This window comes from Nonomuraea cypriaca (assembly GCF_015645445.1).
Classification (GTDB): domain Bacteria; phylum Actinomycetota; class Actinomycetes; order Streptosporangiales; family Streptosporangiaceae; genus Nonomuraea; species Nonomuraea cypriaca.
Window position 1 is genome coordinate 1 of sequence record NZ_JADOGI010000269.1, and the last position, 13,242, is coordinate 13,242.

At 68.1% G+C, this 13,242-nt stretch carries 14 protein-coding genes; all 14 read left to right on the forward strand.

Annotated features, from left to right (window positions below; translation table 11 throughout):
• The first annotated feature begins 221 nt into the window (after positions 1-221).
• The gene (locus tag ITP53_RS47895; protein ID WP_207757462.1) at positions 222-2,777 is read left to right on the forward strand and encodes a phage/plasmid primase, P4 family; all 2,556 of its coding nucleotides are present in this window, start codon (positions 222-224) and stop codon (positions 2,775-2,777) included.
• A 223-nt stretch (positions 2,778-3,000) separates the two neighbouring features.
• Positions 3,001-3,351, forward strand: a complete 351-nt coding sequence (locus ITP53_RS47900) for a hypothetical protein (protein ID WP_195902138.1) — start codon at positions 3,001-3,003, stop codon at positions 3,349-3,351.
• A 160-nt stretch (positions 3,352-3,511) separates the two neighbouring features.
• A complete protein-coding gene (locus ITP53_RS47905; protein ID WP_195902139.1) occupies positions 3,512-4,099 on the forward strand; it encodes a hypothetical protein in 588 nt (195 codons plus the stop codon).
• A 255-nt stretch (positions 4,100-4,354) separates the two neighbouring features.
• On the forward strand, positions 4,355-4,828 hold the full coding sequence (locus tag ITP53_RS47910) for a helix-turn-helix domain-containing protein (RefSeq protein WP_195902140.1): 474 nt from the start codon (positions 4,355-4,357) through the stop codon (positions 4,826-4,828).
• Positions 4,825-6,096 carry a PBSX family phage terminase large subunit gene (locus tag ITP53_RS47915; protein ID WP_328818160.1) on the forward strand — a complete coding sequence of 424 codons (1,272 nt, stop codon included), beginning with the start codon at positions 4,825-4,827 and terminating at the stop codon, positions 6,094-6,096. Before ITP53_RS47910 ends, ITP53_RS47915 begins: the two co-directional genes overlap by 4 nt.
• A 170-nt stretch (positions 6,097-6,266) precedes the next feature.
• Entirely contained in the window at positions 6,267-6,485 is a 219-nt protein-coding gene (locus ITP53_RS47920; RefSeq protein WP_195902141.1) for a hypothetical protein, read from the forward strand.
• Positions 6,485-6,850, forward strand: coding sequence for a RyR domain-containing protein (locus tag ITP53_RS47925; RefSeq protein ID WP_207757463.1), 366 nt, complete (start codon positions 6,485-6,487; stop codon positions 6,848-6,850). Before ITP53_RS47920 ends, ITP53_RS47925 begins: the two co-directional genes overlap by 1 nt.
• Positions 6,851-6,863: 13 nt before the next feature.
• Positions 6,864-8,429 (forward strand): hypothetical protein, encoded by a 1,566-nt coding sequence (locus tag ITP53_RS47930; RefSeq protein WP_195902142.1) that lies wholly within the window; start codon positions 6,864-6,866, stop codon positions 8,427-8,429.
• An 8-nt stretch (positions 8,430-8,437) separates the two neighbouring features.
• Positions 8,438-8,785 carry a DUF6221 family protein gene (locus ITP53_RS47935; protein ID WP_195902143.1) on the forward strand — a complete coding sequence of 116 codons (348 nt, stop codon included), beginning with the start codon at positions 8,438-8,440 and terminating at the stop codon, positions 8,783-8,785.
• Between the two features lie 44 nt (positions 8,786-8,829).
• Positions 8,830-10,845, forward strand: a complete 2,016-nt coding sequence (locus ITP53_RS47940; protein WP_195902144.1) for a phage minor capsid protein — start codon at positions 8,830-8,832, stop codon at positions 10,843-10,845.
• Positions 10,845-11,051 carry a hypothetical protein gene (locus ITP53_RS47945; RefSeq protein WP_195902145.1) on the forward strand — a complete coding sequence of 69 codons (207 nt, stop codon included), beginning with the start codon at positions 10,845-10,847 and terminating at the stop codon, positions 11,049-11,051. Before ITP53_RS47940 ends, ITP53_RS47945 begins: the two co-directional genes overlap by 1 nt.
• 105 nt (positions 11,052-11,156) lie before the next feature.
• Positions 11,157-11,759, forward strand: coding sequence for a hypothetical protein (locus tag ITP53_RS47950; RefSeq protein ID WP_195902146.1), 603 nt, complete (start codon positions 11,157-11,159; stop codon positions 11,757-11,759).
• Positions 11,760-11,811: 52 nt separating this feature from the next.
• The gene (locus ITP53_RS47955; protein WP_195902147.1) at positions 11,812-13,038 is read left to right on the forward strand and encodes an SU10 major capsid protein; all 1,227 of its coding nucleotides are present in this window, start codon (positions 11,812-11,814) and stop codon (positions 13,036-13,038) included.
• A gap of 3 nt (positions 13,039-13,041) precedes the next feature.
• Positions 13,042-13,242: hypothetical protein (locus tag ITP53_RS47960; protein WP_195902148.1), on the forward strand; the 201-nt coding region annotated here is incomplete at its 3' end.

Sequence of the window (13,242 nt, forward strand, 5' to 3'; positions counted from 1 at the left end):
GCCCCCCAGGCTGCCGCCCCCGTCCCCCAGGCGGCGCCGGTCGCCCCGGTGGCGAACCAGGCCGAAGCCGCCGCCGCCATGGCCGCGCTCAACATGACCGTGCCGCCGCCCGCCCCCGCCGTCCAGTAGGGACGGCCCGAAGTTCGGCCCCGACTGGATGCGCGAATCCTGCCGGGGCCGCACCCATCTCCACCACCAGCACAACCGAACGGGGCCCCGACTTGAACAATCAGCTGCTGCACACGGCCCTCCAACTCCACGACCTCGGGCTGTGCGTGCTGCCCGCGGCGGCCGACGGCAGCAAACGGCCCGCAGTCGCCTGGAAGGGCTACCAGCAGGTGCCGCCCGAACGGGAAGAGGTTGAGGCGTGGTTGACCGCCTCCCCGCCCCCTCAAGGCCTCGGAGTCGTGTGCGGCGCCGTCTCCGGCAACCTCGAAATGCTGGAGTTTGAGGGGCGCGCCGTCCAGGCCGGGCTCGTGCAGGAAGTCACCGCACTGGCCGACGCGTCCGGCCTAGGAGAGCTGTGGCGCACCGTCACCGCCGGATACGCGGAGCTCACCCCGTCGGGCGGCCTGCACTTCCTGTACCGGGTCGCTGACGGCCAGGTGGCCGGGAACGCGAAGCTCGCCCGACGGCCCGCCACCGCCGACGAGCTCGCAGACAACCCGAAAGACAAGATCAAAGTTTTGGTGGAGACGCGCGGCGAGGGCGGCTGGGTAGTTCTCGCCCCCTCCGGAGGTTCCACGCACGAGACGGGCAAGTCGTGGCAGTTGCTCGCCGGCGGGCCCGACACCATCGCGGTCATCACCCCTGAAGAACGGGACGCGCTGCACCATCTGGCCGGGGCGTTCGACCAGATGCCCGCCCCCGGCGAAACCCCCGCAGCGCCCTCCAGCGCCCTGTTCTCGCAGCCCGCGCCCGCCTGGGACGACGACGGCGGGGTGTCGCCCGGGGACGACTACAACGCGCGCACGACGTGGAATGAGATCCTGACGCCGCGCGGCTGGACACCTGTGTGGACGAGCGGCAGCACCGTCTACTGGCGGCGGCCCGGCAAGTCGACCGGCTTCTCGGCGACGACCGGCCGCAACGACGCCGACAACCTGTACGTGTTCTCCACGAGCACCGAGTTCGCCGCCGAAAGACCGTACGACCGGTTCGGGGCTGTCGCCCACCTCGACTACGGGGGCGACCACTCCGCGGCCGCCAAGGCGTTGCAGGCGGCCGGGTACGGGCAGCGTGTTGAGCAGACCATCCCGGCCCCGGCGCCCGTCCCGCCGCCCGCAGAGGGCAACCTGGCGCCCGTCGTCCCCCTCCACCCGGACGGCCCGCCCCCACTCCAGGTGGTGGAAGAGCGCACCTACGCCCAATCCGACGACGGCAACGCCCTCCAGCTGGTCGACAGGTTCGGGGAGGTGATCCGGTACGTGCCCGAGCGCGGCCGATGGCTGGCCTGGACCGGGGTGCGTTGGGAGTGGCAGCCGCAGGGCGGCGGCCTGGTGCGCGAGTACGGGAAGCGGATCGCCCGAGGCCTCCCCGAGGGGGACAAGCCGGCGGTCGGCCACAAGAAGAAAGCCCTCAGCGCCTTGGGCACCGGCAGCATCCTCGCCCAAGCGCAGACCGACATCCGCGTCGTTGTCGCCCTCGACCAGCTCGACGCCCACCCGTGGGAGTTGAACACCCCGAGTGGGATCGTGGATCTGCGCACGGGCCTGCTTGGCCCGTCGGACGCGTCGAGGTTGCACACCAAGGTGACCGCGTGCACGCCCGACCCGGCCGCGGACCCGTCCAGGTGGCGCGAGTTCCTGGCCGACACGTTCGGCGCCGACGACCACCTTGTGAGCTACCTGCAGCGCCTGGTCGGCTACAGCGCGACCGGCAGCGTGGCGAAGCACGTGCTCCCGTTCTGCGTGGGCAGCGGCGGCAACGGCAAAGGCGTCTTTCTCGAATCCCTGGTCGGCGTTCTCGGCGACTATGCGACCACCGCGCCCAGCGGCTTTTTGATGGCTAAAGCGCACGCCGGACACGAAACCGAGATAGCGCGCCTGGCTGGTATGCGGATGGTTGTTTGTAGCGAGGTGGCGGACGACGACCGTTTTGACGAGGTCAAGGTGAAACAGCTCACCGGCGGGGATACTTTGACGGCGCGTTTTATGCGGCAGGACCATTTCACGTTTAATCCGACACACCATTTGTGGTTGATGGGCAACCACCAGCCCAGCGTGCGGGCCGGCGGGCGGGCGTTCTGGCGGCGGCTCAGGCTGATCCCGTTCGAGCACGAGGTGCCCGAGGAAAACATGGTGGACGACCTGCAAGGCATCCTCGCCCGCGATCACGGCCCCGCGCTGCTGGCCTGGATCGTGGCAGGCGCCGCCGCCTACCATCAGGGCGGCCTGGACGAGCCTGAGAGCGTCAAGGCGGCCACCGAGCACTACGCGGCCGACCAGGACACGGTGGCCAGGTTCGTGGCCGCATGCTGCCACCAGGCCGACAGCGTGCAGGTGCAGATCAACGTGACCAAATTTCGCGAAGCCTACGAACACTGGTGCTTCCAGGAGGGGGAGACGCCCGTCTCGCCGAAGAAGCTGACCATGGAGCTCACCAAGCGGCACGGGGTCGGCGACTCGCGCTCCTCGACCGCCCGGTTCTATACGCGGATCACCCTCATCACCCCCGAACAAGATCATGACGGATCCGTAACGGGAACCCCCGATCCGTCACAGCCGAGGTTCACCCGACCCGACGACGGCGACAAGTTCGGCGGGCCGGGATGGTGAACACGCTTCACAGGCGCGCCGATGACGGATCGGGTGACGGATCCGTCATCCACCAAAATGGCGTCCTCACCTGCAAGGATGCGCGTACGTCCACCATGATCGTGACGGATGACGGTTTTCCTCCCGTTCACGCTCTTACATGCGTGTGTGCGCGCGCGTGTAACACGCCCGCGCTAAGGGCGTCAATAGCGGGAAAACTGTCATCCGTCATCGGGGCGGGAAAATGATCTCGGGGCCGGTGTCGCTCACCAACTGCCGGCGGTGCGGCCAGCTGATCCTGTCCGGCTACAGCGAGGGGTGTTGGGCCCAGGTCGACCCCGCCCCGATCGACGCCGCCCAAGAGCTGCAGGCGATCCTGGCCGGGCTGGCGACGTACGACGTGCAACCCCTCGGATTGCCGAGACGCCCCTTCGTGTGGCACCGCACCTCGTTCCGGATTCTGGGCGCGAGGAAGTGGGCCGTCGTGGCCGAACACCGGTGCCCGCCCGGCCCGCATCACCCGCCACCGCCATCACAGCCGATCGAATTAGTGATCCCGTTCAACGCGCCCACGCCCGACCAGCCGCCATTCTGAGGAGGAACCCGTGCGCGAAATTGTGGTCGCCGACCTGGAATGGGTTATTGAATACTGGCCGGATCTGGTCGAATCGCGGATGCCCTTGACGACGAAACCATTGCGGCAGACGCGAACTATTTCCAAAGAGGAAATAGTTCTACGAGATGCGGCAGCGCACATGGAGAGGTATTTCCGCAACAACCTGTCGTGGGGTGAGTCGCCGGCCCCCGTCGACGTCGACGTGCTCCAAACCGTGCTCGACATCGTCGTGTACGCCGACGACCTGGCCGACGACCTCGCCGAGCAGCTCGACCCCGCCACCGGCCGCCCGATCCTGGCCTCGCCACGCCTCGGCGAGTACGACGCCCGGCCATGGCTCCAATACGCGCTCGCCTGCCTCCACGAGCTGCCCGACGACGTGGTCGAGTGGGCATGGCCGCGGGTACAGAAGATCCACGAGCGGACGGCCCGCGTGCTCGGCATGCTCTACCACGGCCAAACCGTGAAAGTCGTCTGCCCCTGGTGTGACGGTCGCGCCGAAGAGCAGCCGGTCGGCGGCGCGTACACGTGGAAGGTGGAGGTGCTCCCCAGCAACCAGGTGGCGATCGTCTGTCACGGCGTCAACTGTGATCCGCCGGCCGAGCACGTGGCGACGTGGCTGTGGGGGAAACCGTGCTGGCCCATCACCACCTGGACCAGGCTGGCCAAGCACGTCATCCCCGAACACGAGCGGGCCCAGCGAGCCAGGAACGCGATCGCCTCATGACTCCCGATGAAGCCGACGCGCTCATGGAGCGGTACCGGATTTGCCTTGAAGTGACAAATGAGCTTCTTGCTGGTCTGGAAGCTGAGCGACAAGCTCGCAAGCATCGTTGCTGCGACTCTGTGTGCCTCAATCCCCGCGATGATCGGCTGCGTTGACGCAGGTGGAACCCCTGTGGATAATGGGTTCTGCAGCTGCATACCCAGAATCGGCCCCGCCATCGTGCGGGGCTTTCGTCATGTTCGGGGGTGAGCACGTGTGCCCCGACCCATCCCCGACAACGTGCGCCAGAACATCCTCGACGACATCAACGCCGGCGAGAAGTCGCGCAACCAGATCGCCCGCGACCACAACGTCAGCGTCGGCACCGTCACCAACATCGCCAAACGTGCCGGACTGACCACAGCCTTTGACCGGTCAGCGACCAAGAACGCGACTGAGGCGGCGAAGGCCGACAACGCCGCGCTCCGGGCCGCTACGTCGCGCCGGCTGCTGGTGAAGGCCAACGAGCTCCTCGACCAGATGGACCAGCCGCACCTCGCGTTCAACTTCGGCGGCAAGGACAACACCTACAACGAGAAGCAGCTCCCCAAGCCGCCCGTCTCCGACCTCCGGAATCTGATGACCGCCGCCGCGGTCGCCGTCGACAAGCACCTGGTGATCGAGAAGCACGACAACTCCGGCGAGTCGCACGCCGCCGTGGACGCCTGGCTCACGGAGATGGGCGCGTGATCGTCAACCCGCTCGTCGCCAAGCAGCGCCAATCCGTCGAGCTGGCAACGGCCCGGTTGAACATCTGGGACGGCAGCGTACGGTCCTCGAAGACGATCAGCTCGCTGATGCGGTTTCTGCGGTTCGTCCGCACCGCGCCGCCCGGCCCCTTGCTCATGGTCGGCAAGACCGAACGCACCTTGAAGCGCAACATCATCGACCCGCTCATCGAGATGCTCGGGAAGAAGCGCTGCCAGTTCAACGCGGGCTCTGGAGAACTGCACCTCCTCGGCCGCGTCGTCTACGTGGCGGGCGCCTACAACGAGGGCAGCGTCGACAAGATCCGCGGACTCAGCTTGGTGGGCGCGTACGTCGACGAGGTCTCCACGATGCCTGAGAGCTTCTGGACGATGCTCCTCACCAGGTTGAGCATCCCGGGCGCGCAACTGTTCGGTACGACGAACCCGGACGGCCCCCAGCACTGGTTGCTGGTGAACTATCTCGAGCGCGCCAGGGTGCATCTCGACATCGACGGCCAGCTCCACCACATCGACAGCCCGGACACGCTGAACCTGCACCGGTTCTCGTTCAAGCTGGCCAACAACCCGAACCTGACCGCCGAGTACATCGCCGACGTGTCCGCCGAGTTCACCGGCCTGTGGTACCGCCGGCTGATCCTCGGCGAATGGTGCCTCGCCGAAGGGGTCATCTGGGAGTCCTGGGACCCGGCCCGGCACGTCGTCCAGCAGCTGCCGCCCATCGCTCAGTGGCTGTGCCTGGCCATGGACTACGGCACCACGAACCCGTTCCATGCCCTCCTCATCGGCCTCGGCGTCGACGGCCGGCTGTACGTCGGGCACGAGTGGCGGTGGGACAGCAAGAAGCAGCGCGGCGCCCTCACCGACGCCGAATACTCGGAGCGGGTGCGCGCCTGGGTCACCTCGCTGGGGATCACGCCGTCGTACGTCATCGTCGACCCGTCCGCGAAAAGCTTCCGCGTGCAGCTGCACCGCGACGGCCAAACCAGCACGCTCGCCGACAACGAGGTGGTCGACGGCATCCGCGACGTCGCCTCCCTGTTCGCCACCGGCCGGCTCCTCGTGCACGCCTCGTGCAAGGAGCTGATCAAGGAGATTCCCGGCTACGCGTGGGACCCGGACGCCAGTGAGAAGGGCGAGGACAAGCCGTTGAAGGTGGCCGATCACGGGTGTGACGCGCTCAGGTACGGGGTGCGGACGACGCGCAACATCTGGCACGGGCAGCTCGCACCACCGAGCAAGGCTGCCTGATTTGGGCGGTTTGTCATTCTGCTCGAGTACCCGTCAGTAGCTAGCGATCCGAACGTGAAAGGAATCCTTTCTAGTTCGGAGCACTGCTCTACTGATCGTTAGCTTGGGGGAATCTTTACTTCCCGCAAGTTGCAAGCAAGATCCAAAAATCGAGCCTTTTGGAGATCAACATGAACCTGATCGGTCGCCACCCGAGCACCAACCAGATCGCCCGCTACTTCGACTACGAGCACCTGCCCGCACACCTGCAGGCGATCAGCAAGCCGTGCCACGACCTCGCCGAGCAGATGATCGCCGCCCTGCCCGACGGCCCCGAGCTCACCACGGGCCTGCGCAAGCTGCTGGAGGCGAAGGACTGCTTCGTCCGCGCCGCGCTGGACAAGTCCTGATGGCCGGCCTGGAAGTGAAGCGCTTCGTCATGCCCGTGGACTGGGTAGCCCGCATCTGCCACGAGGCCAACCGCGCAATCCAGAGCCTCACCGAGGACCCCGCACCTTCGCCGCACTGGGATGAAGCACCCCAGTGGCAGCGCGATTCCGCGATCGAGGGTGTCGAGGCAGCCAAGCAGGGCGTCACCGACGAAGAGCTGCACGAGGCGTGGTGCGAGTCGAAACGGGCCGACGGCTGGACGTACGGCCCGACGAAGGACGCGGACGCGAAGACGCACCCGTGCTTGGTGCCGTACGACGAGCTGCCCGTCGAGCAGCGCGCGAAGGACGCCCTGTTCCGCGCGATCGTCGAAACCCTCGCCTGAGAGGAGCGTCAGTATGCCGCTGCCCAGCGGTGGCGGCACCTGGCCGCCCCAACACCTCCAACCCATCTACAACCACTACGCCATCCTCGACGCCTGGTATACGGGCGATCCCGACCGGCTCGCCCGCACCTACGAAGACCCCACCCGCACGCAGCCGGCGAATCATCCGTGGCAGCACCGCGGCGGCATCACCGGGTTCATCGGCCGCATGTTCTGGGGACAGCCCACACCCCAAGGCGAACGCCGCGCCAAACTGCACGTTCCGGTCGCGTCCGACATCTGCACCATGAGCTCGGATCTGCTGTTCTCCGAGCCGCCGTCGATCACGGTCGAGAACGCGCAGACGCAGGAACGCATCGACGACATGCTCCCGCAACTGCAGGCCGCCCTCCTGGAGGGCTCCGAGGTGGGGGCCGCGTTGGGCGGCTACTACCTGCGCGCCGTGTGGGACACGTCGGTGGCCGAACGTCCGTGGCTCGCCGCGGTGCACGCCGACGCCGCCGTACCCGAATGGCGGTGGGGCCGGCTGTGGGCGGTCACGTTCTGGCGGATCCTGGAGACCGACGACCAGACCTGTCTCTGGCATCTGGAACACCACGAGCCGGGCCTCATCTCCAACGCGCTCTACCAGGGCGGTCCCGCCGCGCTCGGCAAGCAGATCCCGCTCACCGACCACGCCGAGACCGCCGCCATGCGGCCCGTCATCGAGACCGGGCTGAAGCGGTGCACCGCCGTGTACGTGCCCAACATGCGGCCCCAGCGGGCGTGGCGGAACTTCCCGGCCGGCGCCAACCTGGGCAGGTCGGATTTCGACGGCCCGGTCATGCAGCTCATGGACAGCCTGGACGAAACCTGGACGTCGTGGATGCGGGACATCCGCATCGGCAAAGGCAGGGTGCACGTCCCCGCCTCCTACCTGAAGAACAACGGGCCTGGGCAGGGCGCGTTCTTCGACCCGGACCGCGAAATCTACGAGGCCATGAACGTGCTGGGCGGCGACGACCGCATGGAGTTGACCGCCACCCAGTTCGCCATCAGGGTCGTGGAGCACCGCGACACCGCCGCTGAACTGCTCGCCGCGATCCTGCGCGCCACCGGCTACAGCGCCCAGTCGTTCGGCCTGTCCGGGGAGGTGGCGATCACCGCGACCGAGGTGGCCGCCAAGGAACGCCGCTCCCTCACCACGCGCAGCCGCAAAGCCTTGTACACGGCGCCCGAGCTGGCCGCCGCGATCGAGATGCTGCTCCAACTCGAAGCGTCCCCGCTGTTCTCCAGCGGCGTCACGCCCGAACTGCCCACCGTCGTCTTCGGCGACTCCGTCTCACCCGACATCCTGCAACTCGCCCAGACGGCAGAGTTGATGCGCCGGGCCGAGGCCGCATCCGACGAGACCCTCGTACGGATGCTGCACCCGGACTGGGACGAAGACCAGGTGACGGAAGAGGTGCGCCTGATCGGGGATGCGCGCCCGGACCCGATGCAGGATCCGTTCGCGCTGCCCGGCGACATGACCGGCCCCGGCCAGGAAGGCGAGGACGGCGAGCAGGAGCAGGACGGGCCGCCTCAGCGTGAGGAATGATGACCAGCATGGACGACCTGATCGCGTTCCTACGTGCCCGCCTCGACGAGGACGAGCAGTTGGCCCAGGCCGCAGACCAGGGCTGCTGGACCAACGAGTACGACGAATTCCGGTGCCGCGGCGGCGCCGAGTTCGAGCACCTCCTACATCACAGCCCGGCCCGCGTGCTGCGCGAGGTCGGCGCCAAGCGGCTGGTCATGGCCATGCACGAGGGCTCGCACGAGTGCAGCGATCTTGACGACAACTGTTTGTGGGTCGAGCTCCGCGTCTGCCCCACGGTCAAGGCGCTCGCTTTGCCGTACGCCGACCACCCGGACTACCACCCGGACTACCGCGAGGAATGGCGTCCCGAGTAGGGCAACTCTTTCCAAATCGGAAATAGTTCGAGGAGGTCCTCCTCGTGGCTGTCGACCAGGACCTCCTCGACCGCGTCGCCTCGACGATCGCGGACCTGTACCGGTCGGTTGAGACCGCGCTCGTCCGCACCGTGGCGCAGCGCCTGCGCGCAGACCTTCCCCTCCCGAGCCCCATGCAGGAGGAGAAGCTCGACGCCATCCGCAAGCTGCAGGCCAGCGCGCGCCTGATCCTGGCCAGCCTGCAGATCAGGCGCGCGCAGCTGATCCGGGAAGCCATCGCGAGAGCGTACCGGTCGGGCGGGGATGCGGCGGTGGCGGACCTGCCCGCGTCCTGGTTTCCGCGCTCCGGTGTGGGTCAGGCCGCACGGCAGGCCGTCGCAGTCGTACCCAACGCCCGCCTGTTGGAGAACTTGGCGCAGGCGCTGCACCGCGACGTCGGCCGCGTCGACCAGAACATCCTGCGAGCCCCCGTCGACGCCTACCGGGCCGTCCAGGCCGGGGCCGCCGCCCGCATCGCATCCGGCGCCTACACCCGCCGCGAAGCCTCACAAGCCGCCTGGGCACGGTTGATCGACCGCGGCATCGTCGACTTCACCGACCGGGCCGGCCGAACCTGGAAACTCTCCTCGTACGTGGAGATGATGGGCCGCACCAACATTCAGCGGGCCGCCGTGCAAGGCCAGACCGACCGGCTGGAGAGCATCGGCATTGATCTCGTGTACGTGTCGGACAACGTGCAGGAGTGCCGCGTCTGCAGGCCGTTCGAGTCGAAAGTGCTGCGCCGCGACGCCGGCCCGACCGGCAAGATCGAGGTCGAGCACGCCACCCAGGACGACGTCATGGTCACCGTCGACGTGCTCGACACGCTGCCCGGGGCGATGGCCAAGGGGCTGTTCCACCCGAACTGCCGGCACAGCATCTCCGCCTACCTGCCCGGCGTCACGACCCTCAAGAAGGGCACCGCGGATCCTGAGGGTGATAAGGCCAGGCAGCGGCAGCGCGCTCTGGAACGGCGTATCCGGGCCGCGAAAGAGCAGGCCGTGGGCGCGCTCACCCCCGAGGCCAAGAAGGACGCTGGCGCTCGCGTGCGCGCCGCCCAGGCAGCGTTGCGAGCCCACCTGGCCGCCCACCCCAAGCTGAAGCGCCTGCCGTACCGGGAGCAGATCGGGGCCGGCAACGTGCCGCGCGGCGAAGCCCCGGGCGGGCCCGTCCAGGACCTGCAGCCGCCGGTTCAGGGCGTGCTGCCGCTCGACGCCGACACCACGCCACCGGCACGTCCTACGCCACCCGCGCCCGAACCCGCGCCCGAACCGACCCGGCCGGAACCCGCAGCAGAGCTGACACTGGCCGAACGCATCGCCCTGGGCGAACGCTCCCGCACCGAACTGTCGGGCGGCATGTACGGCGACACCAACCTCGTCACCCTCAACGACGGCACCCGCGTCGTACACAAGGTTGCCAAGCGCACCCATTTCGGCGACGACGCAAAGGATCAGGTCGACGCCGAAATCCTCGCCGGCGATGTGGCCCGCGCCCTCGGCATCCCCGCGCCGCGCACGCACCGCGTTGGCCCGACCGAGTTGTGGCAGGAGTTCATGCCTGGCACCCTCGCAGCCAAAGCCAAAAAGCCGAAAGATTGGCTGACCTCGGACGACGGCTGGCGGCTCGCATTCCTGGACGCCCTGTTGGACTACCCTGACCGGCACTCCTACAACTGGCTCATGCACCGAGGGCGCATCGTCAGCATTGACCACGGGCTGGCGTTCGGCTTCTGGAACGACGAAGCCGTCAACCAGGCCGCCGGGAAACCGATCATCCACGCCGAAGGCAAATTCTGGACCCTGCTCGCGCGCCGGCCAGACCCCCCGAATTTCCACGGCATCGGCGAGTGGATCGACAACGACCTCCACCCCGACGACATCGCCGAAGCCCGGCAGCGGCTCCAGCAGCTGCGACCCGAGTTCGAGCGGATGGGCCGTCGCGCCTGGTGGGACGCGATGATGGCCCGCCTGGAGGCGATCGCCGCGCACGCGCGCGGCACGACCAGGAGAATCACCTGATGCTGCACTTCATCGACGTCTCCGACGGCACCGTGCTCGACACCATCCGCCTCGACGGCGGGACGCTGGTCTACGACACCGGCGAAGCCCGCGACGTGGTCGAATCCGTGCGCAGGCGCACACCAGGCGGCAGCGACCAGGCCGTCTATGACGCGCTGGTCGCCGGCGGCTGGTCGAACGGGTACGCCACCATCCGCGCCACCTGATCTTCCGTCGCACCACCGCGGCGGTGCCCGTCCAGCGTGACGCTCGGCGGGTTTTTCGGCATGCCCGGCGTGATGCCTGGCATCCCACCCTGAAGGAGCAGCCGCATGGCTGACGACACCACCACCGACGACGACAGCACCACCGAGGACACCACGGCTGGGGACGAGACGTCCAAGTCGGCCGATGACCTCGCCGGGCTGAAGTCGGCGCTCGAAAGCGAACGCGAGCAGCGCAAGGCGTTCGAGAAGCAGGCCAAGGTCAACGCGAAGGCGGCCGAAGAGCTGCAGAGGACACGCGAAGCAGCGATGTCCGAGCAGGAGAAGGCCGTCGAGCAGGCGAAGGCCGAGGGCCGCACGGAGGCTGCGCGCGAGCACGGCAAGCAGCTGGCCGAGGCCAGATTCGACGCCGCTTTGGCCAAGAAGGGGCTGGAGCTCGGCGACGCCGCCGACCTGATCGACCTGGGGAAGTTCGTCAAGGATGACGGCACCGTCGACCAGCAGGCCATCACCAAGGCGGTCGACAAGCTCGCCAAGCTCGCCCCCGCGAAGGGGCCGGGCCGGTCCGGTGGCGATTTCGGCGGCGGCAACGGCGCCGGCGCCCCGGCCAAGAACATCCAGGAGCAGATCCGCGAGGCCGTCGCGAAGGGCGACTACAAGCTCTCGCGGCAGCTCAAGAGTCAGATAGTGCTCGAACAGACCAGCAAGTAACGACAGGGCCAGGCCCGTGCGCCTGCCCGACCTCGAACAGAGAGGATGACCCATGGCGGGCATCACCGGGCAGGGCGACACCTTCGACCTGCCGAACTACGTCGGCGAACTCTTCGCCGTCACGCCGGAAGACACGCCCTTCCTGTCCGCGATCGGCGGCCTCACCGGCGGTGAGAGCGCGTCGGCCACCCTGTTCCAGTGGCAGGGCTACGACCTGCGCGACGCGTCCGCGACCCGGCAGCGGCAGGAGGGCGCCGACGCCCCCACCGCCGAGGCCCGGGTGCGCTTCAACACGACGAACGTGGTCGAGATCCACCAGGAGGCCCTGGAGCTCTCCTACACGAAGCTGGCGGCGACCGGGCAGTTCAACTCGACCGGCTCCAGCCACGCGGGCAGCGTCGGCATCTCCGGCAGTAACCCGGTGCTGAACGAGCTCGACTGGCAGATCGCCCAGCACCTCAAGCAGATCGCCCGCGACTTCGAGAAGAGCTGCATCACGGGCACGTTCAACAACCCGTCCACCAACGCCACGGCCAGGCGGACGCGGGGCATCCTGGAGGCCACGTCGACGAACGCCACCACGAAGGGCACCACGGTCGGCACCGCAACCATCGAATCCGACACCGAACTGTGGACGATCACCGCGCACGGCCTGGCGGTCGGCGACCAGATCGTTGTCGGCACTCTCACCGGCGGCGCCGCCACGGTGCTGACCGAGGACACCATCTACTACGTGCGGACCGCCCCGGACGCCGACACGTTCACCGTGGCTGCCCGGCCCGGCGGGGCCGCGGTGGCGTTCGCGACGGACGGCGGCGGCGTCGTCTACAAGCCGACCCCGCTGACGGACGCGGTCGTGTTCGACCTGCTGCAGCAGGTGTGGGAGAACGGCGGCATCCAGGAGTCGGAGACGGCCACCGTCATCGTCGGTGCCAGCCTCAAGAGGGCGCTGACGAAGATCTTCATCAAGGACCGCAACTTCCAGGAGACCACCCGCAACGTCGGCGGCGTGTCGCTGACGACGTTCGAGACCGACTTCGGCCGGCTCAACCTGATGCTGAACCGCCACATGCCCACCGCGACCCTGTCGGTGGTGTCGCTGGAGGAGTGCGCGCCCGTGTTCCTGCCCATCCCCGGCAAGGGCTTCCTGTTCGTTGAGGAGCTCGCCCGGGTCGGTGCGGCGGAGAAGCGGCAGATCTACGGCGAGATCGGCCTCAAGTACGGCAACGAGAAGGCGCACGGCAAGCTGTTGCGCGTCGGCGCCCCCGCCGGCGCGTAGGTCGTGGCCAAGTTCCAGTGCGGGCGCTTCCCCCACGGGAACGTGCCCATCCGCACCACACACGGTCTGGTCGTCTTCGTCGACGGCCAGGCCGTCGTGGACGATCCCGAACAGGCCGCCGCGCTGCGCCAGGTGCCGGCCGTGTTCGAGATCACTGAGGACGTGGCCGGGGGCGGGAACCACGGGCCCGCCCCCGCCACCCCC